The 22,726-nt window shown below is 47.0% G+C and carries 20 protein-coding genes and 1 pseudogene; 10 read left to right on the top strand and 11 right to left on the bottom strand.

Features of this window, described 5'->3' with window-relative positions; genetic code table 11:
* Positions 1 to 46 precede the first annotated feature (46 nt).
* Complete coding sequence (locus tag ACKTSF_RS04370) at positions 47 to 589, bottom strand: dCTP deaminase/dUTPase family protein (protein ID WP_407886976.1); 543 nt, start codon at positions 587 to 589, stop codon at positions 47 to 49.
* A gap of 268 nt (positions 590 to 857) precedes the next feature.
* On the opposite strand from ACKTSF_RS04370, the gene ACKTSF_RS04365 reads away from it, so the two are divergent.
* The 4 genes from ACKTSF_RS04365 to ACKTSF_RS04350 all read left to right on the top strand — a co-directional run bounded on the left by ACKTSF_RS04365 (position 858) and on the right by ACKTSF_RS04350 (position 4,474).
* On the top strand, positions 858 to 1,196 hold the full coding sequence (locus ACKTSF_RS04365; protein WP_407886974.1) for a GNAT family protein: 339 nt from the start codon (positions 858 to 860) through the stop codon (positions 1,194 to 1,196).
* Between the two features lie 5 nt (positions 1,197 to 1,201).
* Positions 1,202 to 1,888, top strand: coding sequence for a ribose-5-phosphate isomerase RpiA (rpiA, locus tag ACKTSF_RS04360; protein WP_407886972.1), 687 nt, complete (start codon positions 1,202 to 1,204; stop codon positions 1,886 to 1,888).
* 174 nt (positions 1,889 to 2,062) lie between these two features.
* Positions 2,063 to 2,869: an aldo/keto reductase gene (locus tag ACKTSF_RS04355; RefSeq protein ID WP_407886970.1), complete on the top strand. Its 807-nt coding sequence runs from the start codon at positions 2,063 to 2,065 to the stop codon at positions 2,867 to 2,869.
* Between the two features lie 270 nt (positions 2,870 to 3,139).
* Complete coding sequence (locus ACKTSF_RS04350) at positions 3,140 to 4,474, top strand: C1 family peptidase (RefSeq protein WP_407886968.1); 1,335 nt, start codon at positions 3,140 to 3,142, stop codon at positions 4,472 to 4,474.
* Positions 4,475 to 4,603: 129 nt separating this feature from the next.
* Here the strand turns inward: ACKTSF_RS04350 and ACKTSF_RS04345 are convergent, their stop codons facing one another.
* The 7 genes from ACKTSF_RS04345 to ACKTSF_RS04315 all read right to left on the bottom strand — a co-directional run bounded on the left by ACKTSF_RS04345 (position 4,604) and on the right by ACKTSF_RS04315 (position 12,343).
* Positions 4,604 to 5,752 (bottom strand): hypothetical protein, encoded by a 1,149-nt coding sequence (locus tag ACKTSF_RS04345; RefSeq protein WP_407886966.1) that lies wholly within the window; start codon positions 5,750 to 5,752, stop codon positions 4,604 to 4,606.
* Positions 5,753 to 5,995: 243 nt separating this feature from the next.
* Positions 5,996 to 7,126: a glycerate kinase family protein gene (locus tag ACKTSF_RS04340; RefSeq protein WP_407886965.1), complete on the bottom strand. Its 1,131-nt coding sequence runs from the start codon at positions 7,124 to 7,126 to the stop codon at positions 5,996 to 5,998.
* Between the two features lie 111 nt (positions 7,127 to 7,237).
* The gene (locus ACKTSF_RS04335) at positions 7,238 to 8,464 is read right to left on the bottom strand and encodes a serine hydrolase domain-containing protein (RefSeq protein WP_407886963.1); all 1,227 of its coding nucleotides are present in this window, start codon (positions 8,462 to 8,464) and stop codon (positions 7,238 to 7,240) included.
* 247 nt (positions 8,465 to 8,711) lie between these two features.
* The gene (locus tag ACKTSF_RS04330; protein WP_407886961.1) at positions 8,712 to 9,383 is read right to left on the bottom strand and encodes a 2,3-bisphosphoglycerate-dependent phosphoglycerate mutase; all 672 of its coding nucleotides are present in this window, start codon (positions 9,381 to 9,383) and stop codon (positions 8,712 to 8,714) included.
* A gap of 275 nt (positions 9,384 to 9,658) precedes the next feature.
* Positions 9,659 to 10,018: a hypothetical protein gene (locus tag ACKTSF_RS04325; protein WP_407886959.1), complete on the bottom strand. Its 360-nt coding sequence runs from the start codon at positions 10,016 to 10,018 to the stop codon at positions 9,659 to 9,661.
* 273 nt (positions 10,019 to 10,291) lie between these two features.
* On the bottom strand, positions 10,292 to 11,308 hold the full coding sequence (locus tag ACKTSF_RS04320) for a DMT family transporter (RefSeq protein ID WP_407887236.1): 1,017 nt from the start codon (positions 11,306 to 11,308) through the stop codon (positions 10,292 to 10,294).
* An 87-nt stretch (positions 11,309 to 11,395) separates the two neighbouring features.
* Positions 11,396 to 12,343 carry an AEC family transporter gene (locus ACKTSF_RS04315; RefSeq protein ID WP_407886957.1) on the bottom strand — a complete coding sequence of 316 codons (948 nt, stop codon included), beginning with the start codon at positions 12,341 to 12,343 and terminating at the stop codon, positions 11,396 to 11,398.
* 368 nt (positions 12,344 to 12,711) lie between these two features.
* On the opposite strand from ACKTSF_RS04315, the gene ACKTSF_RS04310 reads away from it, so the two are divergent.
* The 5 genes from ACKTSF_RS04310 (at position 12,712) to ACKTSF_RS04290 (ending at position 18,294) form a co-directional block, all read left to right on the top strand.
* Positions 12,712 to 13,869 carry an LCP family glycopolymer transferase gene (locus ACKTSF_RS04310; RefSeq protein ID WP_407886955.1) on the top strand — a complete coding sequence of 386 codons (1,158 nt, stop codon included), beginning with the start codon at positions 12,712 to 12,714 and terminating at the stop codon, positions 13,867 to 13,869.
* A gap of 119 nt (positions 13,870 to 13,988) precedes the next feature.
* The gene (locus tag ACKTSF_RS04305; protein ID WP_407886953.1) at positions 13,989 to 14,489 is read left to right on the top strand and encodes a GNAT family N-acetyltransferase; all 501 of its coding nucleotides are present in this window, start codon (positions 13,989 to 13,991) and stop codon (positions 14,487 to 14,489) included.
* A 611-nt stretch (positions 14,490 to 15,100) separates the two neighbouring features.
* The gene (locus ACKTSF_RS04300; protein WP_407886951.1) at positions 15,101 to 15,748 is read left to right on the top strand and encodes an EAL domain-containing protein; all 648 of its coding nucleotides are present in this window, start codon (positions 15,101 to 15,103) and stop codon (positions 15,746 to 15,748) included.
* Between the two features lie 148 nt (positions 15,749 to 15,896).
* On the top strand, positions 15,897 to 17,027 hold the full coding sequence (locus ACKTSF_RS04295) for a GGDEF domain-containing protein (protein WP_407886949.1): 1,131 nt from the start codon (positions 15,897 to 15,899) through the stop codon (positions 17,025 to 17,027).
* 217 nt (positions 17,028 to 17,244) lie between these two features.
* Positions 17,245 to 18,294: a diguanylate cyclase gene (locus ACKTSF_RS04290; RefSeq protein ID WP_407886947.1), complete on the top strand. Its 1,050-nt coding sequence runs from the start codon at positions 17,245 to 17,247 to the stop codon at positions 18,292 to 18,294.
* Between the two features lie 609 nt (positions 18,295 to 18,903).
* Here ACKTSF_RS04290 and ACKTSF_RS04285 read toward each other — a convergent pair.
* The 3 genes from ACKTSF_RS04285 to ACKTSF_RS04275 all read right to left on the bottom strand — a co-directional run bounded on the left by ACKTSF_RS04285 (position 18,904) and on the right by ACKTSF_RS04275 (position 21,610).
* Entirely contained in the window at positions 18,904 to 19,317 is a 414-nt protein-coding gene (locus ACKTSF_RS04285) for a PTS sugar transporter subunit IIA (protein WP_407886945.1), read from the bottom strand.
* 88 nt (positions 19,318 to 19,405) lie between these two features.
* Positions 19,406 to 20,017 (bottom strand): HAD family hydrolase, encoded by a 612-nt coding sequence (locus tag ACKTSF_RS04280; RefSeq protein ID WP_407886943.1) that lies wholly within the window; start codon positions 20,015 to 20,017, stop codon positions 19,406 to 19,408.
* A 150-nt stretch (positions 20,018 to 20,167) separates the two neighbouring features.
* Positions 20,168 to 21,610, bottom strand: a complete 1,443-nt coding sequence (locus ACKTSF_RS04275; protein WP_407886941.1) for an MATE family efflux transporter — start codon at positions 21,608 to 21,610, stop codon at positions 20,168 to 20,170.
* Positions 21,611 to 22,239: 629 nt separating this feature from the next.
* Here ACKTSF_RS04275 and ACKTSF_RS04270 point away from each other — a divergent pair.
* Positions 22,240 to 22,726, top strand: a pseudogene (locus ACKTSF_RS04270) (RNA-guided endonuclease TnpB family protein); the annotation flags it as partial.

The following is a 22,726-nucleotide window of genomic DNA, read 5'->3' as shown; positions in this document are numbered from 1 at the left end:
CTCGGGGGTGTTTCCCCACTAGTCTATCAGCTTCAAATGTAAAGATTTAATTGCGATCAGAAGACCCAAATCCACCACTCCGTTGCTGGCTTGGAATCCGTTCCCCATCAGCTAGCAAGAATGGCATAAAAATCCCCTGCGCAATGCGTTGTCCCTTCTTGATCACTTGGTCTTTCAGACCGACATTGACTAGCTGGACGAATATTTCGCCCTCATTCTTTTCATTATTATAATAGTCCGCATCGATCACGCCGACCCCATTAGGCAGAATCAGGTTGTGCTTCAATGGATTGCTTGAGCGGTTCGCCAGCAAGAGAACCTCACCAGGTTCCATGTAGGCTTTGACGCCAGTAGGCACCAGCCAAGGCTTCAGGTTATGCTGACCAGCAACCAGTTCCTCAGTCGTTAGCGGATCGCGGTGCCAGAGCCGTTTGAATGCGTGGAGCAGGTCATGCCGCCAAATAGAGGGCAACGTAAAGTCCTCGGCACACTCGAAATCATACCCCGCAGCCTGTTGCGTGGTTCGGTAGGGTACCTTGATATCCTGACCTTCATACTTGCTGACAATTTCAAATCCTCGATGCATCATGACACTCCTTTTAAATTCTAGATTAATTTCAATTGGTAGCCTTTAACTTTTCTAACTGATGACGGCATTTATTAACACCATAACCGTCTATTCTAACACCCTGTAATCAAAATACAAACACGCTCAGATTTCGACTAACCTCTTACTAGAGTACCTACCTTTCCGTAAGAATACCAGCAAAATTATTCGCCAGCGAAAATTAGTTGACAAGGCCCCGCGGATAGACCAAAATTAGGAGTGAATCTGGTCACGAAAGGAGCAAGTAACCATGACGATCACGGAACGTCCAGGTGAACTGACAATTGTTGATGGTAGCCGGCTGCTGGCAAGTCTGCACTACCTTTGTTTAGACAAAGCCACTTGGGTTCTCGAACAAATCTTTGTGCGTCCTGCCCAGCCCGCTACCGCGTTAGCCGAGCAACTGATAAAACGTTTTACCAAGCTGGCAACTACGGCTCAAGTTCGCGTGAAATTGCTGGACCCGTACGCCAAGCGTTACTTCGCGACCCACCCCACCGATTTCCTAGCGGTGCACCAACTACCCGTTAGCGGTGCGGATGCCGTGCAACCAGTTACCTTACACCCAGATCACATAGAAGAGGAGTAGTTAAGATGGATCAAAATGCATTAAAAGCCCTCGTTGGCCAAGAAGCCGTCAAGTACGTGAAGGATGGCATGATTTTAGGAATTGGAACCGGCTCGACCGTTCGCTACATGATCGACGCCTTAGGTAAGCGCGTCAAAGAGGAAGGCTTAAGTGTCGTTGGCGTCGCAACGTCAGACCGTTCCGCTAAGCAAGCCGAATCCCTTGGCATCACCATCAAGCAATTGGATGAAGTTGACCACCTCGACTTAACCATTGACGGTGCCGATGAAATCGACGACAACTTCCAAGGCATCAAGGGTGGCGGTGCCGCGCACCTTTGGGAAAAGATCGTGGCCATCAACTCCACAAAGAACATGTGGATCGTTGACGAAAGCAAGATGGTTCACCACTTAGGCAAGTTTCCATTGCCATTGGAAGTCATTCCATTCGGTTCCAGTCACGTTCTGGAAAAGTTAGACAAGATGGACTTAAAGCCTAGCTTCCGGATGAACGAAGACGGTAGCCACGTCCTGACTGACTCCAAGAACTACATCATCGACTTACACCTGGGTCGTATCGACCATCCACACGAATTAGCCAATACCTTGAATGGCATCGTAGGTGTCGTTGAACACGGTCTCTTCTTAGACACGGTCAACACGGTTATCGTTGGTCGTCAAGACGGTCCAGAAGTCTTGAACGCTCGCGACTAAGCTTCATTGAATGGATTTTAACGATCATCTGCCAATTTCATCATGATGGAATTGGGCGGGTGATTTTTTAGTTATATTTTTTCACCCGCTATAAGGGTTCATCCATGAAACGACTAGCGCAGTAGTGTATCATAGATAGCATGAGTTAAAATATTTTTAGAGCGAGGTAATTACATGGAAACGACACAATTAAGCAACGGCGTTACCATCCCAATGTTAGGATTCGGAACTTACTTAATTGACAGTAAGGATGTCCCCGCAGCTATCGAGACGGCTTTAGACGCTGGCTATCGGCATCTCGACTGTGCGCACATTTACGGCAATGAACCAGCCGTTGGTGCTGCCATCAAGGCTTCTGGCATTGACCGTTCTGACCTATTCATCACGTCCAAGGTTTGGAACGCAGATCAAGGTTACGACAAAACCCTGGCCGCCTTTGACAAGACGTTAGCCGACTTACAGTTGGACTACTTGGACTTATACCTGATCCACTGGCCGAACGAAAAAGACTTCGACCTGACCTTGGATACTTGGCGTGCCCTAGAAACCCTCTACCAACAAAAGAAGGTTCGGGCCATTGGCGTCTCAAACTTCTCTGAAAGTCAACTTGAACAAGTCTTTGCCATGGCTAAAGTTAAGCCAATGGTCAACCAAATTGAACGTCATCCTTACAAGGTGCAAGCCGAATTAGGCAAGTTCAACACGGATAACGGTCTGATCAACGAAGGTTACTCTCCCATCGGCCACGGTCACTTGATTCTCGAAGACCCAGTGATCACCAAGTTGGCTGCAAAATATGGCAAGTCACCAGCCCAGATCGTTTTACGGTGGCAAGTTGACACTGGTTTCGTGGTCTTCCCTAAGTCCTCAAAACCAGCACGAGTTAAAGAAAACTTCGAAATCTCCGGCTTTCATTTAACGGCCGCTGAAGTCGCAGAAATTAACGCGCTCGACAAAGATGAGCATCTTAATTACGACTAAACTTTTTGCTTTTTCCACTCCGTAGTCTGGTCATCTGAAGATTACGGAATTCAACTAGCTTTTTAAACTAAGGCGCTCTTAATACCAGTCGTATTGAGAGCGCCTTTTGATTATTAGCCCCCAAGGTGTCGTAGGACATCTCTTATGACGCGTCCAGATTGACTGACGCGTTTGCCCCATCGCTCATTTTTTAAGCAAGTTTTCGGGTATCTATACAAAAATGAGAATATTGGAGTACAATGAGAGAAATAAGTTAGGAGAGTGACGTCATTGAGTAAAGAAATCACGGCGGATCAAACCGCCCGTTATCAACAAGCTTTAGCTGCCGACCCCACCGCAAAGGTGTTGGAACGCGCCGTCAGCCATCAAGGAATCTTAGCAACCTCTGCCGATTACGCTTCTGAAACCGACATGACTCCCGTCTTCTCCATCGATTTGGACACCGGGAAAGTTGCCAACCAAAAGCAAAGTGGCCGTTGCTGGATGTTTGCCGCATTGAATACTATGCGTCATCACTTAGCCGACCTCTTTAACTTGAGTGACTTCGAATTATCTCAGAACTACACCAATTTCTGGGATAAATTTGAAAAAGCCAACTACTTCTACGAAAACGTCTTGGCCACTGCTGACCAACCAACGTCTAGCCGTAAGGTCGCCTTCTTAATGGCGACCCCACAACAAGATGGGGGCCAATGGGACATGCTGTGTGCCATCATTGAAAAGTACGGGATCGTGCCAAAGTCCGTTATGCCTGAAACTTACAACAGTTCTAAGTCTAGCGAACTCAACAGCACACTGAACTTAAAGCTACGAAAAGACGCCGTAACTTTACGCCAATTAGTTGCCGACAAGACCAGCGACGCGGACATTGCCACTGCCAAGGACAAGATGCTCGGTGAAGTTTACCGCTTACTGAGCTTCTCCCTCGGCGAACCTGTCAGTGAATTTGATTTCGAATACCGCGACGATGACAAGAACTATCACATCGACAAGGGCTTAACGCCAAAGTCCTTCTTTGATAAGTACGTCGACTGGGATTTGACCGATTACGTTTCGATCATCAACGCCCCAACCGCCGACAAGCCATACAACCACACCTACACGGTTGAAATGTTGGGTAACGTGGTTAACGGCCGTCAAGTGAAGCATTTAAACGTTACGATGAAGGACTTTAAGGCCTTGGCTATCAAACAATTACAAGCTGGCCAATCCGTATGGTTCGGTTGTGATGTTGGCCAATCTTCAGAACGTCAAAAGGGCATTATGGACACCAAGTTCTACGACAAGGATGCCCTCTTCAACATCGACTTCTCCACAACTAAGGCCCAACGCCTGGACTACGGGGAAAGTATGATGACCCACGCTATGGTCTTGACTGGTGTCGACTTAGTTGATGGCCAACCAACCAAGTGGAAGGTTGAAAACTCCTGGGGTGAAAAGGTCGGTACGAAGGGCTACTTCGTGATGAGCGATGCTTGGATGGATGAATACTGCTACCAAGTTGTCGTCAACAAGCAATTTCTGCCTGACGACTTAAAGAAGACGCAAGAGACTGAGGCGCCAACTGTCTTAGCACCTTGGGATCCAATGGGTGCCCTGGCTTAATCATTTTAAAAGGTTGTCCATCTAAGGATAGACTCGCTTTTAAAATTGGCTGTTACGACTTTCAATCTCTACTTTAATTAAAATAAGCACAAAAAAATTCCGGGACGCTTGTCTCGGAATTTTATTATTCTATTTAAAAGTCAACCGCATCAATTCCGGTCCCCGGTTCAAAATGACATAAGCTTGACCACTGCCGGTAAACGACAAGCCTTCGAACTCACGATGGCTGGCAAAGACCGTCGCCTTCACATCCTTTGGCTTTGCCTTGCCACGATTCAGCTTCGCCAAGGGTACAGAAGAAATGGCATCGTCGCTGACAAAATAAAGACGGTCGTTCTTGGCGTTATACGCAATCGATTGGTGCGTCTGCCCGGGCCGGTATTTCAGCCCCTGCATGACCAAGTTAAAGTGAACGCCCTTCTTGGAAATCGTCCCCCGGTAAACACGCAATGCCCGTTTGCCACTATAACTACTGAAGTAGGCGTATCCGTGCTTATCGAACGTGAGCGTGCTGTTGACGGCTATCTTGGCACCGGTCTTGTTGACCAGCCGGTAGTCCACCGTCTGAACTGGGCGCAGCGTTCGTGTAGAGACCCGCACAGCACTACCATACCGGCCATCTTCCCCACTCGTCCGACTCAGCCAAAGTTGCTGTGTCCGCGGATTCAGTGCTAGCGATTGACCATGACCCAGATCAAATGTGGGCCCAATCTTCATCGCCGCCATCACTGTTTTCTGCTGGGACGTCGTCTTCCCTTTAGAGTACGCGTTAGTGGCTTGCCGGATGAGGGCCATGTTACCCGTCGTTGCGCCAAATTTCTGTCGCAGCTTAGCCAGATCGTATCTCACGATCCACCCGGTACTGGTGGTTCCCGCCTCCAGATAACCCACGTAAGCCGTCTGACCATTCTTCGTCAGTACCAAGCTTTGCGGATTACCCCAATCTCCGGAGCTACGAACTGTGATCGGCAGATAGAGATCAGTCGTCAACGTTGCTGGCGCATTCCCCCGCCGCGTCGTATAGGTCTCTGGACGCGTTTGAAATGTGCCCTGTCGATGATACGTTGTTGACCATGCGTACGTCTTCGGCCGAGATACAAATTCATTTTTATTCTGAACCCACTTTAACTTTTTGGCTTGATAATCACCTAGTGCGTATTTGGTTTTAACGACACTGGCTGCGTACCCTATCTGCGTGGACCCGCCCCCGCCAATCCCTGCAACGACGCCGAAGAGTATGAAGCTCCCCGCAATTATCCATTTGATTCCCCGAATCATCTGAACTCCCCCTAAACTGCTATACAACCAATTGACACGTGGTATGAATCGTCAATCGGTCTCTCCAGTGCTAATGGTACCACTCCCAGGTCATTCACAATTGAAGGAATCGTTAAGACTGGGCAATTTGGTGAGTTAGTTTAAAAAGAGACGCGGTCTAAATCATAACTATGCCAGTAAAAATTATTTAAGACACCAAAAGGGATTGCGACCACCGTCGTAATCCCCTCTTCAAGTTAAAATCTACTGTATAACCCGGGCAATATTTTCTGCCGTCCGGGCCAGATTTTTCTGACCCGTGGCAATTGCCGTCGGTAAATCCACAATCCCCGGTAGAATACCAAAGATGGCATCGATACCGAGTCCATAGAGTTGGTCAATACCTTCCCCAACGTTACCAGCAACCCCAATCACCTTAGCATGCGGACTGGCCGCCTTGACTGCCTGGGCCGTCCCCATTGGCGTCTTGCCATACTGCGTCTGAAAGTCAATGGCGCCTTCGCCAGTGAAGACATAGTCAGCGCCCACGGCCCGTTCTTTGAGATGAGTTTCACGAACTACAATCTCAATGCCCTTTTCCATCTTGGCATCGGTAAACGCCAACAAACCAGCACCCAAGCCACCAGCGGCGCCAGCTCCAGGAAAGTTAGCTAGATCCTTACCCAGCGTTGACTTGATGACCGCTGCGTAATGAACGAGATTCGCATCCAGTACCTTCACCATCTCCGGCGTGGCCCCCTTCTGCGGACCAAACACCGCTGCGGAACCAGTCCTGCCCACCAATGGATTGGTCACGTCCGAAGCAATTCGAACCTTGGTCTGAGCGACTAGTGGATCCACGCCACTCACGTCTATCGTGGTGAGGTCGGCCAAGCCGGCCCCACCACGCGGAATGGATTGCCCAGTAGCATCTAGAAATTTAACGCCCAGAGCCTCCGCCATCCCCTGACCACCATTAGTCGTGGCGCTACCGCCGATGCCAATAATGATTTTACGGGCGCCGTGATGCATAGCATCCAACATAAGCTGCCCTGTGCCATAAGTGGTCGTCCCCAGTGGGTTCGTCGTTTCATCGTTCACGAACTGGATACCACTAGCCGCGGCCATCTCAATGACCGCAGTCTGTTGATCTCCGAGCAAACCATATTCGGCTGAGACCGTCTCTTCCAACGGGTTTAACACGGTTGCTTGGCAAAAACTTCCCTGTGTCGCATCGACCAGGGATTGAACCGTGCCTTCGCCACCGTCCGCCATGGGCACAATTTCATAGTCGGCATCAGGAAAGACCCGCTTCAGCCCAGTATGTATCGCCTCGGCAGCTTGTTTAGCCGTTAAACTCCCCTTAAAAGAATCGGGCGCAATCACAATTTTCATAAACGCTATCATCCTTTCCATTACACTAGAATAACGTAAAAATCACGCCACCACCATTCATCAACTAATGATGGTACAAAAAAGCCGGCAATTATGCCGACTTCTCAGATTCTAATAGAGTTTACTTGCTGCATTAACACTACGGAAAGTGTTGAGTGCCAGGTCTTCCGTTGACCACGTTGGGAACATACCACCCTTATAGTAGTTATTCGACAACAGCACGACTCCAGTCTTCCCGTTACGACTCAGGGCGTACGTGCCTTCGTAGTCATCACCTACACCGTGACCATAGTAGCCCACACGGTCAAGGTGGTACATCCCACCAGCATAGTGTGCCGTGGTTGACTTGCTTTGATGCAGGGTATTTGCACCACTGTGGCGTTTCAACAGCGTTCCCTGGATCAGTGCCCGTTCAGTTCTGAAGACATCGCCAGCGGACATTGTGGCGTTCCCTGTCGCAATCTGCACGGCCATATCCTTTGCGGATGGCACGTGAGGCTGTGAATAGTTGCCAGGAACCGTCCCACTATAACCGATTGTTGTTCCCGGGTGTTTAAGCTGTGCGAAGCTAGAATGATTGAGATTTAACGGGGTCACCACGTGTTCATAATACAACTGATAGTAAGATTCGTGCGTGACTTTCCGTAAGATTCCGGCCAGCAGTGTATAGCAGATGGGTTGGTAATTGAACTGATTGATTTTAGTGCGATTGATGCGCGTTTGCTGGACGGCATATTTATAAACTGCAGGTTCCGTCAGTGTCGTCCCAGGGTTCATTTCACCACTGATACCGGCTTCCATGTCGAGCATCTGCCGAATCGTGACGCGATTACTCCCCTTGATCTGCGGGTAATACTTACTGAGTTTATCCGTCAGGTGCAGTTGCCCGGCTTGTGCGGATCGCATGACCAGTGTCCCCGTGATCGATTTCTGAATGGAGTTGATCAGGAATTGTGACGTTGGCTGGTTAGCTTGCTGTTTCTTCGCGTTGGCCTTGCCAAAGGAGCGCTGATAGACCACTTTGTTATTCTTGACCACCAGGGCCGTCCCAACAAATTTTTTAGCCTTCAAGCTCTTGGTAAAGCGCGCCGCAAACTGGGGATGCTTCTTCCCTTTATTCTGTTTATCCAGTACCGTTTTTTTCTTTTGCCGCAGCTGATTACTGCGCAAGGCATCGTACGCAATTTCCTGTCGTGTCTGCTTAGCATGCAGCTTATTTGTTGTGCGAACTGCCTGCTGGTCCTTGGTATCAATCTCGTGCATGCCAATGACCAGACCGGCAATCCCTACGATCACCGCTACCAGGATGGCCCAGTGCCCCAAATTACGCTTATTCACAATCCTCAATCCCCCTAGAAATTAGACCCTACTCAATTTTGTAATTAGTTAGCCACCCACACAAATCGTCGAACTCCCCTCGACGTTCTGTGCGAACCGAGCTGCATAATTATCTTGGTAATGTGGTTCACCAATTACTTACGGAAAAGTCCCTGCCTCTGATTATACGAAAAGGCTGGCTAAACACAATCTTTTCTGCCGATTGTGTCCGCCAACCTAATTATCTTAGTATTTCGTTAACTAATTATTAAAGAATTAATTTTTTGAGCACATTCAGGTGTTCATCAAAATCGTATTGAATGGGTTCACCATTGGCAACTTCAACCTGGCTAATGTCCGCATCCGCAACACCATCTAGATATTTGATCAAGGCCCGCAACGTACTCCCATGGGCAACGATAAGCTGATTCTGACCCTCTAACAGTCGAGGGGCCACCTGATCCACCCAGTACGGCATCAACCGATGATAGGCCATCTCAAGGCTCTCACCCAAGGGCTCGATGTGAGGGCCGAACCGATCGTACCGAGTATCCTGCACGATGTGGTCCAGCTGTGGTGGAATTGTTTCAAAGCTTCGCCGCCAAATCTTGATCTGCTTGTCACCGACTTCTTCACGAACCCGATCCTTATTCTTCCCCCGAAGTGCGCCATAGTGGCGTTCATTGAGCCGCCATGACTTGTACTCCGGAATGTAAAGCTGATCGATGGCCGCCAGCACAATGTTCGAGGTCACGATTGCGCGCTGTAGCATGGAAGTGTGGAGTGCACCAAACTGAAGCCCCGTCTGAGCGACCAGTTGACCAGCGGCCTGCGCCTGTTGCCGGCCCTTCGCAGTCAGTGGGACGTCATTCCACCCCGTAAAAATGTTATCTCGGTTGGCGACACTCTCGCCATGTCGTAAAATAACCAGCTTTGCCATTCGTCACGCTCCCTTTCCCTCTATAAATTACCACGACAATCATAACATAGCCGCGGCCAGGTTTCGTTTAATTTGTGCAAAAAATCACGGACAGCTACCGTTGACGCCCACACACCGTTTACTGTTCACACTGATTGGCAACCACAGCAATGACCACCTGAAAATATCGTCACACATCTTGGGTTACGCAACATAAAAAATCAGTCCGAGTAATCATCGCCTGATTTCTAGAACTGATCGTTTGAATGACCTTTGAACTGATAGTGTCACTTCGATTAACGGATTTCAACTTGCAAAAAAATTATTTTATTTTTTGGATCAAATTGATAAGTATCAAATCCGTGAAAAGCAAATAATTTGCCATTACTTTTACGTCCTGCGACTGCCCATTCCGCTTGATAGTTGCCATCACTGATACTGACTTGACAAAGATGTCGTAACACTTGATTGTCCTTGAAAAAGTGCTCAAAAAACGCAGAAATTTTAGTTGGATTGTCAACAACCACCCCATTAGCCCCCTTAACAACGGCATTACTGGCAAAGAGCGCGATGATTTCATGCCGGGCTTGGTCACTACTGGATGCCAAGTCCGATAATTTAAAGTAGCGTTTGATCACTTCTGTTTTTTGATCCATGAAAATCCCTCCCTCAAACACCTATTTAGTTTAGACGGAATCACTAGCAAGTAAAGTCGTCTCACAAGATTGCCACTCATTTTTTCATTAGGCTTACTTATTGAGAAACAACACGTCACTGACGTCAATTGTCAAGGCTTTCAACCCTATTCTAATTATTGCAATTAACCTAATTAGCGCAAAAAAATAGTAGAAATCAACTGTTGTCCAGCAATCTCTACTATTCGTCGCCTGAGCATTTGATACGCGCTCAAGTTCTCATTTAAATTAAAATTAATCCGTTGATTCCGTTGAGGAAGACTTCACGTGAGCTTCGGCCCGCGCACGGAGCTTGGCAGCTGCCGTCTGCGTCTCCTCTTGGAAATCGCTGGCTGGTACGGTGGCCTCTTGATCCGCCAATTGAGATTCCCGAGACTTGACTCGGTTCCCCATAAAGGTGACGACTGACCCCAACAGAATAATGACGATTCCAATAACGGTATTCGTCAAAATTCGTTCATGAATCAGTATGGCGGCTAAGATTGGTGCCAACCCCGGCTTGATGAAGAAGACCAAGGAAGCAGTGGAAACATCGGAACGTTCCATCGCCAAGAAATAGAAGGCAAACCCACCACCGGTCACACAAACCCCAATGAAGAACAATAACCAGAAGTACTCCAGACTAACGTTCTTCAGGATTGGCATTGCGGCAAACTGGCTCAACCAAGACACCTGGCGCATCCCACCGGCAACAGCGGGGACGTGACTCAATAACATCAACACTAACAGCTCAAATGACCCAGCAAAGAAAGTAAAACAGGTCATGACAATCCCATTAAAGTGATGCCGCACGGAGCCCCACCGTGAAACGATACTGTAGAGTCCGAATGTCAGGGCGGAGCCGATCGCTAAACTTAACCCAATTGGATTGGACAAGTGCGCGGGATTGACAATGACGATTAACCCGATGATTGAGATGACAACCGCAATTAAGTTTGCACGACCGAGCCGTTCGTGTAAGATCAAGTAAGAGAAAATCAACGCGAAGACGGGGTTACAACTGAATAAAACGGCAACCGTTGAGGCTTCGTCGACTGAAATGGCTAACTGGTACAGCGTCATGGAGACAATGACACAGACGAATCCGGTTAGGAAGAACAGGCTCCAATCGGAACGCGTTAAGTGGTGTTGCTGCTTGCTCAACGCTCGTAAGGCGATTGGCAACAGAATGACTCCCCCAATGAAGAATCGAATCAGGTTGAGTTGAATGGGATTGAATGCCCCACCAGCCGCCTTCAAGGCGATTTCCATTGAACTAAACATTAAGGTTGAAAATGCGACGTACAACAATGTTCTTCTCAAAACGAACCTAGTTCCTCCCTATGTAAAACCTAACAACTAATGAATTTGCTGGACGATTACCATCAAGATCGGAATCACCACTAAACTTAGGAGGGTCGTTTCGGTTACCATGATGGCCGCGTAATCCGTATCGGCGTGGTAAAGTTTTGCCACTACCGGTGCGTTCGTCATTACGGGCATCGCCGCTTGTAAAATAAAGACTTGCTTCATTAACACAGGCATCGGCGTTGGGATGACCAAACAGGCCATCAATGTCGGTGCGACTAAGAATCTACCAAATAAAATCCCTAAACTATCTCGGTTCAGTCGGATATTCTGAACGCCAGCACCGGCAATCGCTGTCCCAATAAAGATCATCGACAGCGGTACCGTGAGTCCACCGATATAGCTAAAATCCTTCATGATCCACGTGGGCAATTGAATGTCGAGTAGGACCAGCACAACCCCCAGCATGAAGCCTAACAGGGGTGGTGAAAAGATCTTCTTCAGCGTCGTCACCAGGTTGAATGTTGCGGTGCCCTGACCATCCCGCTGGATCAAGTAAGCTCCCAGTGTCCAGAAAAACGTGGTATTGGCCATGTAATAGACCAAGACGAACGGCATACTCTTCGGTCCAAACAGAGCTTCGTTAACCGGCAGTCCGACGAATACGGTATTGGAATTGGCAAACATCGCCTCAAACAACCCCCGTCGTTCCGGATGAATCTTGAAACCATGAAAAGCGATCACCGATAATCCAAACATGATTAACATGGAAACGATGGGAAACCGCAGATCCGGCAGTGTCGACTTTAACGTTTGCGCCGAGAACTGGGTCGTAATCGTACTGATCATATAGGCTGGTAACGCAATTTGCGTGACCAGTCGGGCAATCAGCCGGCGCGATTGCTCGTCAAACCAACCGCGGCGAGAAAGAATATAACCTAAACCAATCATCACCAGGATAATTAAAACACCTGAGATGCTTCGAACAAAGACGGCCATCAGTCACCCTCCTCGCCGTGCGTCATAAAATATTAACGATTCTTAACTAACTTGAGTCATTATAGCACGGGTCTGAAAATTGGCAGATCCGTAACCGGTTACAAACGCCCATATGCCATGCTTTAGCCATCCTTGACAAGCTTTTTAAAATAGCTTTTATCTTCTATACTCCTTACCATTTTCCCTAGTTTTGGGCCAACCAAGCGTTTACGAACGGCCTTTTTTGTGGTCTAATAAATTAATTGAGTCCGCAAACCAGATTTCCAGGGGAACTTTTAAAATTTGGTTGCGCTGGCCGACTCCGAACGCTGTTTCGTGAGCGCCAGCAGTGCGTATACAAAGATTTTAATGAGGATGAGGAAATAACTATGCCAAATGATAATGAAAGTAGACGTCACCGATCACCAGAGGACTTCGAGCAAGTCTATGACCGGCGTGCTGACCGTAACTCACACTTTAAAACGCCGCAAGTTCACCCCCATCGTCCCGTGATGTGGACGGTCGTCATTGTCCTATTGGTGATGCTGACCGGTGGCCTAGCTTACGGCTATCAAGCTTGGAATTCAGCTAAGAAGACTTTTAGTCAAACCTACGAGTCTTCTAAGGCGGCCAAGAGTCGTAACGTCTCTGCTGTCCTGAAGAAGAACCAGCCCTTCTCCATTCTACTGATGGGAACCGATACTGGGGCATTGGGACGTTCTGACGTGGGTCGGACCGATACCATGATGGTTGCCACAATCAATCCGAAGAACGAAACTGCCTACCTGACTAGTATCCCTCGAGATACGCGGGTTACGGTCGGCTCCGGGGTCAACGCCTCTGTTCAGAAGATCAACGCCGCTTACACAATTGGCGGACCGAAGACAGCTGTGAAGACGGTTGAGGATCTTCTAGACATCCCCATTGACTTCTATGCTATCGTCAACATGGGTGGCCTAGAAAAGATGGTCGATGCTGTTAACGGGGTCGATGTGACGCCAACACTGACCTTCCACTATGGGGCAGCTAATGTCACCAAGGGTAAGAAGACCCATCTGAACGGGAAACAAGCTTTGGCTTATTCCCGAATGCGACACGAAGATCCGCTGGGTGACTACGGTCGGCAAAAGCGGCAACGTCAGGTCCTACAAAAGTTGGTCGTTAAGGCGGCCGGTTTGACTTCTCTCACCCGTTACCAACAGATTTTGACTTCCCTGAAAGGGAACCTGAAGACCGACCTGACCTTTGATGATCTGATGCAAATCCGTGCTAAATACGGTGATGCCTCTCATCACATCAAATCAGAAACGTTACAGGGACAGGATGCTATGATTGACGGTCTCTCCTACCAGGTACCAACTAACGCGGAACTGAAGAAGGTCTCAAACCATATTCGTAAGACCCTGGGTCTGGCTGATACCAAGAGTTTCACGACGGATGCCGATACCTCGGCTTATGGCACGGATACCAGCTATGGTTCAACCACGACTAACTCCGGTTATGGGTCGTCAACTGGATCTACCGATAACGGCAACTACGGTTACTAATCCTTTTAAATTTAGGTCGACTATGCATCGCCTTTAAGGGCGGTGCTTTTTTGATACAGCTGCCGTATACTGAGATCAAGTATTCTTTACTAAAATTCCGAAGTTAGAAGGTGTTCCAATTGACAATCACTGTCTCTCTTTCAGTCGCAGCCGAAGCTTCTGCCCTTCATGCAATCTATCAGGAGGCACGACCTTATTTTCAGCAGATAGAAGGTCGCGACCCGTTGGCACCACTCGGCGACATTCAAACAAGAATTCCAGGAATCCCAGTCGACCGGACTTTCTGCCTAACGTTCTATCACGATAAGCAAATCATCGGTTACGCCTGGATTTTTGCGGAAACCGCTACTAATATTTACTTACTTCACTTTTACATCTCACAAGCCAACCGACGACAAGGCCTGGGAAGTGCTAGCATTCACGCAATTTGCCAGCAGTATCAGCAACAGGGCTATCAAACAATGCGACTAATGGTCTCAGCGACTAACTACCTCGGCTTGAAATTTTGGGTTGCCGTGGGATTCACCCACCTCTGCTACGTGGAAGCACCCCCTGAGAACACACCCACTAAAGGTATTGAATTGGAACTCCAACTGGACCTCACTACCCTCGACGTATAGGCCGGCCTTCCAACTAAGCAATCATTGGGGAAGTTCTGAGCCACCAAGACCAACTTTCTGTGAAATATGATCAAATCCATTCGAAAACTGGGCTCACTTCAACGCTAGGTTAGGACACTCAAAATAGCCACAATCAATCGGTCAATGCCAGCATCCCTTCCTCAATTGTGTCTTGACTGCGCTAGGCAATTGACAAAATAATACGCACTTGTCGAGAATGGCACAGGCCCCTCACCGAAGGACATTAGGCAAATGCAACACAATATCAAAACACGCAAAATTGTATTTTTCGTAAACAACCGTCAGGCTTCCAACAAGACGGTTAAATCTATGGTAAAATTGGTCACACGCCATAATGTCCCAGTCTTTAACGTGACTGAAACTCTGCCTAGGGTGCTGACTACCTAACGTGGATGCGGGGGCAGTATCAGCACTCGTCAAAAATTCAACAAGTAGAGTAATTCATCAAGGGCGTCGCTAGTATACGTCTGGTTTTAATCGAAACGTAAATCAATGGCAACACTAAACGATATATGACGTTGTTCTTCTACAGGAATGCGCTAAAATAAGGTTAATTCATTAAATTGAAATATTTAAAGGAGTCGACCCAAATGTATCGTTTTTTTGTGCAGCCACAGATCAATCAAGATAATCATAAAATATTTGGCTATGAGGTCCTCCTGCGTAAACAGCAGAATGAGACGTGGGTCCTTCCCCAACACTTCACCGACATTTCAGTGGAAGAGCAGGCCAAACTCTTAGAAGAAACGGCTAATGCCTTGAATACAGCGGTCAATCAGCAGGTACTAGCCTTTAACCTTAATAATCAGCAACTACGTGACCCATTCACTTTGGGGGCCATTATTGCGCTTAAAAAGCGGCTGAAACCGGCCGCATTAACGATTGAGCTTACCGAAGCACCAACCCTCCCGGAAGTTCAACTCTTTAGTACCGCCGTCCACCAATACGGTATCGACCTAGTCTTAGATGATGTTGGGACCGGATCGAATACTTACGATAATGTTGAGCACCTGCTTCCCTTTGTGGACCAGATCAAATTCGCTATGCAGAACTTGCGAATGGACGGGCGGGCGCCTGAAATTCCCGACGCCCTGGCTTTCTGGTCAAAAATCGCAAAACATTATCGTCTACAGTTGATTCTTGAAGGCGTTGAAGATGCGAAGGATCAAGCGCTTGCTAAGAAATTCGACATTTCATTACATCAAGGTTACCTTTATGGCAAACCTAGTCTAGTCTAAATAGGGAGTCGTCTGAATAATGTGTTCGGACCGACTCCTTCTTTCTTATTAAATTTTGTACAACTGGTGGTTCCATTAAGTTTTGCGCGTTAATATATAAGTACCACATGTTTTTTTAAGTAGCCAATTATAGAATGGATGACAACACATGACCTGGTCCAAATGGTTCGTGGAGCCCGCTTTTACCAGTATTTTCTTTCTTCTGGGCGTCCTGACCCTCTACTGGTTTTTAACCAGTAAACTAATTAAATACATGGAGAATCGCGGTCAACACCCTGACGCCAACCAAGTTCGAACGATTTTTGGCTTCATTTACATGATTATTCTGCTCATTGTGACACAGGTTTCTGTCACGGGAACTGATCATAGTTGGGTCTTCACTAACTTTCAGATCTTTGCCGTCGTCTTCGTGAGTTACTTTTTGATGCTGGAAATTCGAGTCTGGCAGTTAGCATTGGCCACACTAGTATTCATGGCAATCGACGGGACATTGACGATAGCACTCACTTGGGCGTACGCTATCGTCTACATCGGTTTCTATCTCACCATGAAGCTTATCAAAAACCATCGGCACAGCCCCTGGCGCGACTACTTTGCTTTTGCCAGCACGGCGCTCTTCTTTTCCACCGTTTTATGGTGCCTAATTCTATTACGCTTTCATCTGGATTGGACAGTTGTTGCCTGGGAAGTTCTCTTTAGCTTTCTCCTGCTGTCCATTATGTATATCTACGTTGACTCCCTGTTGGCTGGAGCCGACACGTTAGCTCAGCTGACGTATACCACGAACTATGATGATTTGACCCGGGTACACAACTTCTACGCCTTTAAAAAAGCCTTCGGTCATCAGTTCACGACCGCGCAAACGGAACACCATCCCTTAACCTTAATGCTTTTTGACATTGACCATTTCAAACACGTGAATGATACTTATGGCCATTTGACGGGTGATTATGTATTGACCCACGTCGCTGAATTAATCACCCAACAGCTACAAACGATCGACCCCACACTCATCCTTTACCGCACCGGTGGTGAAGAGTTTACGATTATTTTTGACAACTATGCTATTAGCCAAGCCCGTGAACACGTTGATGCTATCGCCAAAGGTGTGCGGGAATCAGAATTCCGACATTCAGGTAAGACCATCGATATTAGTATTTCAGTTGGCGCTACTCAGTTAAAGACAGCTGATGGGAGTCAGGTCGACCTCTATCGTCGTGCAGATGAAAGTCTCTACTACTCCAAACGTCACGGTCGTGATCAAGTCACAATTGGTTGAAGCTTAGCCTCAGCAAGGACTCGGAGCGCTTGGTTCTGAGTCCTTTTGTCTCGCGTCACAAAAAAATATGACGCAGAACAACGCAAACTGTGACAGGATACAAAGCGCACTAAAAAAAGAGAGAGGATGACTTATTATGACTTGGGCTCAATGGTTCGTAGCGCCTGCTTTCACAAGTATTTTCTTTTTACTAGGCGTTCTAACTTTTTATTGGTTTATGACCGATCGAATCATTAATCACCTTCAAAAAGGCCATCCGGCCATTAACGTCGGTAAAATCCGGACCATTATTGGGTTACTTTACATGGCCATCTTGATTATCGGCGCCCAACTCTCAGTCGAGGGCACCGGAAATGGCTGGGTATTCGTCAATTTTCAAATATTTGCGGTCGTTTTCATCAGTTACTTCTTACAATTGGAAATCAAATTTTGGCAAATGGCTATCGTCATCGTAGCCTTCATGGGGATCAATGGCACCCTAATGATTCCTCTATCCTGGCTATTTGCCGGAATCTACGTGGGGCTGTACTTCGCCATGAAGATGGTTAAACAACATCAACATCGCGCCTGGAATAACTTTGTTGCTTATAGTCTGGTTAACCTCGTCTTTTCAGCGGCCATGTGGACCATCATGAAGTTTCGTTTTGATTTGCATCCGATAACGGTCGGTTGGGAACTGTTATTTAGTTTTTTCTTCATGACCATCACGTTTGTCTACATCGATTCCGTCCGTGCTGGTGCTAACACTCTCGCACAACTCACCTATACAACCAACTTTGATGAATTGACTCACGTTCATAATTTTTACGCGTACAAGAACGACTTCAGTCAGGCCTTTGAGCATGCACAGAGACACCAGAACCCCCTAACGCTCATGCTCTTTGATATCGACCACTTCAAACAGGTGAATGACGCGTATGGTCATCTGACCGGCGACCACGTGTTGGCAACCGTTTCTCAGATGATCATGCAAGAGCTCGCAGTCAATGATGTCAAGCTACAGCTTTATCGCACAGGTGGTGAAGAGTTTACCATTATCTTTGCCAACTACACCTCAACACAAGCACATACAATAGTGGATGCCATTGCTCGTCGCATCAGGGAAACACCGATGCAGGACACGGATGCAACTTTTGATATTACAATTTCAGCAGGCCTTACGCAACTACAATCAACCGATGAAAATCAAGTGGATGTCTATCGCCGTGCTGATGAACAACTTTATTACGCCAAACGCCATGGTCGTGACCAAATATCTGTGGGCTAAGCGTCTCAAAGGACTACTACAATCCGTAGTGGTTCTTTTTGTTTTTCAATCTCACTGTTTTCAGGATTAAACACATGAATTTTAGAAACCGCTTTGCATGGCTCGGTCTATACCAGAATCATAACACAGCTGGCAACTGCGCTGTGTAAAATGTTTGTAAAGGTTTCATGATTCTCATTTTCAGAATTGCCAGTTATCGGAGTATTCTATAAATTTATTTATAAGGTTAATAGACTGTATTAATCTACAAACTATGCTAAGGTTAACTTACCAAAAAAATGAATAGTGGGTGACCTTGAATGGAAGTTCTCTTGCAACCGCAATCTCGTTTTGGTAGCTATACTCATAGGTTTCCTTTCAGTAACACGCCGGCTTCCAATCATTCGGAAACGTCCTTCGTCGCTTATCCACGGACCATTCACATGCCATCAAACCGTCCAAAGTTCCTGTCTCAGCCACTTACACATCCCCCAGCGCCCCATTTCCCAAGAACACCTCACTTTCCGCGTAGAACGGAAAGCTTGGACACTTATCACTACTTTGACTAAAGCTCATCAAAAAAAGTCTTGCCAACTTGGCAAGGCTTCTCATAACTTCAACATATTCGGCTTAATTTCCAGCTTCGCCACGGTCAGACAAATCAAGGTGGCGGACACCTCCCTGCGCTGTGAGAACGAGGTGGGGAACTGCAACATCAAGCGGCTGGTTCTGAACAGCCAATGCCTCAATCAGCATGGGCAAATTTAGTCCTGCAATCAAACCATACTTTTCTGGCGCTTGTGTCACAATCCGTTGTGCGGCATTAAAGGGCGCACCACCCCATAAATCAACCAGAAATAACAACTCCGAAACGGGTTGCATACTCTGAATAGCTGCACGATAATGATTGACCAAATCTTCTACGCTCTCATTGGCCCCCAGAGTCACGGCCATAACTTTCTGCGCTTTACCGAAGATCATCTCGGCACTCTGTAAGATGCCACGGGCAAATTCACCGTGACCTGTGACGATTATGGCAAGCATCCTGCCACTCCTTTGGTGATACCGCAATTGCGGCTTTCTGAAAAACTGTTCGCATCAAATATAGCACAAAATTTTCTGAACAACCCCTCTACAATAATTTCAACATGTCCGTTGCCCGTTCAAACGTCACATCTGGCGTGAAGCCATTCGGTTGTTTACCATTCCAACCTGCAAATCCAAAACTCACATGAGCCGCTTGAGACGCACGAACGTCGTAATCCGTGTCACCAACGTAAATGGTTGTTGCCGGATCTGCATGCAACCGTGCCATTGCCAATAAAATGCCATCCGGCGCTGGTTTGCCGTGGGCAACATCCTCAGCTATGACGTGCTGCGTAAAGTAATCGGCTAAACCTTCGCCGACCACGTCACGATTATACTCAAACTGCTGCTTAGACGTCATCACGGCCAACTGGGCGCCAGCATCCCTTAACTGTTGTAAAGCCGCTTTAACACCCGGGTAAATAGCAACCGTCTCACGATAAGCTTGCGTACGAGGACCCCACAATGCCAAAACTTTCTCAACTTCCGGAACCTTTAGTCGAATCAACGCGTCACGACTCGGAATGCCAAAGGTCGTCGCCAACTCAGCATACGGGCGATCCATCCCCCGCTCATGTAGAATGGCCTGGAGGGATTTAATATACATTGCTTCCGTGTCCAACAGGGTTCCATCAATATCAAAAATAAAGCTCTTCATCTCGTTAAGCACTCCTTGATTAGCGGGTAGCTGATTCACCGAGCAGACTGCTCAGCCAGTCGTCAAGGTCGGTCAGCCACTACCACCTGGTTTTCGTCAAAAAAAGGCAGCCGTTTAAAAACGGCCACCTTTAGTGTATCACGCTTATTGCTAAGACTCTAATTTAGGCTGCGTAACTGCCACCCGTGCTTGGTTCGCCACTGCTTGAGGGACGCTATCAGCCTGTTCTGTCTCTGTCTTACCTTCAACAACATCCACAGAACGCTGTAGGTTTCGCAGCTGTTTAACGGCCCGAATCCAAGATGGCACTAGAATGGCACATGAACCCAGCCAAGCCAGTGGTTCCGCTGAAACGGCACCGGCATAGCCAAAGGCACCAACCATGAATACCGCGGCAAAGACCCGCATGGTCAGTTCACCAACACCAGCTAGCGTTGGTAACACCCGCCGACCAAGGCCTTGGAGAGTATTCCGAATGATAAAGAGGACACTCAGCAATAGATAACTACTGCCAATAATGTTGAAGTAGGTCTGTGATAACCGAATAACGTTTTCGTCAGCGGTTCCGATAATCAACGTCACAATAGGCTTCCCGAAGAAAATAACCAGGCCACCGGCAAAGACAGCAAAGCTCCCAGATAACCAGAGGGTCTTCTTAACCCCTTCCATGATACGACCATATTTCGATGCCCCAAAGTTCTGTGCGGCAAAAGTGGCCATTGTGACACCAAAGGATGACATTGGCAGTGAGCACAATTGATCAACCTTGGAAGCAGCAGTAGAAGCGGCTACAGAGTCTGTCCCTAACGAGTTCAAGGCAGCCTGCATAACCATCGTTCCAATCGCGATGATCGATAGCTGAAAACCCATTGGCATCCCCGTAGAGAAGTGATCCCACAGTTCGTGAAAATCAATTTTAAAATCATCCTTGGAAATATGCAACAACGGAATGGACCGAACGATGTAAATCACACATAGCAAAGAAGCAACTACCTGTGAAATAACCGTTGCCCAACCTGCACCCGCAACACCCATGTGAAAGACTAGAATGAAGAGCAATTCCAATAACACGTTGATAACTGTTCCGATCATTAAGAAGATCAGTGGCGTCCGGGAATCCCCGAGAGCCCGAATAATATTTGATAGTAAGTTAAAGGCCATTGATGCGAAAATTCCAGCAAAAATGGTTCTGATGAAGATTCGCGCATTTTCAAAGATAGAAGCTGGTGTCTGCATCAGATGAAGGATTGGGTCAACAAACGTTAAGGACAATACTGTTAACACTACCGTCATCAGAATTGAAATGACAATGCTCGCAGCAAATGATTTCCGGACACCCTTGTAGTCACGCGCACCATAACGCGTAGCCGTAATGATAGCCAAACCAGCTGTTAATCCTTGCGCGAAACCAATAATCAAAAAGTTGATGGAGCCTGTTGCTCCCACCGCAGCCAGCGCTTTGACCCCTAAGGTTTGCCCCACAACCACAGTATCAGAAACGTTATATAATTGCTGAAATAAGTTACCAATTAAAAGTGGAATCGTAAAAAAGAAAATGAGTTTGAGGGAGTTACCCTTAGTTAAGTCGTTCATGCGCCGACCTCCTTTTAGAATTTTGCCAACCTTTGGCACAGGATGACTACTATAACGCCTGCTAGCCATTTTGTCAGCCTTTTCGCTCAAAAACTATGAAAATTTTCATAATTACGCGATTAATTTTCAATGATACGCTCTTCTTAAGGATTTTTGAAGACCCATTTCACCTGAAAACGATTGCGTAGCGAAAATGTTACCTGTTTGTCATTTAACGGGCACATAAGTCCCTAGTTCTGAGCTCTATGGACCTATTTTAGGCAGATTATTTACAACTTCAAGGGCCTTTACATAATCTTTATTGAAAACAAGTCTAATCACCACCTAGCGTCTTTACACTAGCAAAGCTGGTATCTGTGAGATATAACTATTTTCATTAATCTATATCTCACGGATCGATTGATGAAACTTTCATGAATTACCATTCAACATAATACTAAAACCATCTCAGAATATTCTTTCAGATACTCTAAGTTAACCGTTAACTAACTTTTATTAAAAACTAAGCAGAAAACCCGCGATTTTAATCGCGAGATGAATGCCAGAACTTAAGCCGTCCTTAAACGTACGTTCCCCTATCGGACTGCCAGATATGGTATACTAAATCCAACCTACAGGGGAGGTAGCCGATGGTTAAACTAGGACGTACTATTAAGTTGCGACTCTATCTAGACACGATTCAAGCCGGTGAATTTCTGGCTATGCCCATAGAATATCAGCGGTTAGCAAACATTGTCAGCCAGTGGGTCTTTGATCACGACTTTCCACTGAGTTGGTTGAAAATAAATAACCATCTGTATAAAAAATTTAGACAAGAATCGGCGCTCAATAGTCAGATGGTTCAGTCGGTCTTTCGCACGGTTGTTGCTCGTTACAAGACGGTCCAGAAACAAATGAAACAACATTCTTATCGCTACAAGGCAACCGACAACAAGTGGATTCAAGTTTCGCGGGACTTGACGTGGTTGGAAAAGCCAGTTGATTTTCAGCGGCCTCAAGCCGATTTGGTTCGTCAGAGTAATTATTCCTTCATCAATGGCATGACCCAGATTTCCATCACCACCCTTGGGAAGCGAACGAAGCTAGCTTTTTCCAACAAAGGTTTTGAAGACTACT

This window comes from Levilactobacillus muriae (assembly GCF_045862015.1).
Lineage (GTDB): Bacteria > Bacillota > Bacilli > Lactobacillales > Lactobacillaceae > Levilactobacillus > Levilactobacillus muriae.
Note: the sequence above shows the minus strand (reverse complement) of the source record. Positions and strands in the feature narration are given on the sequence as shown.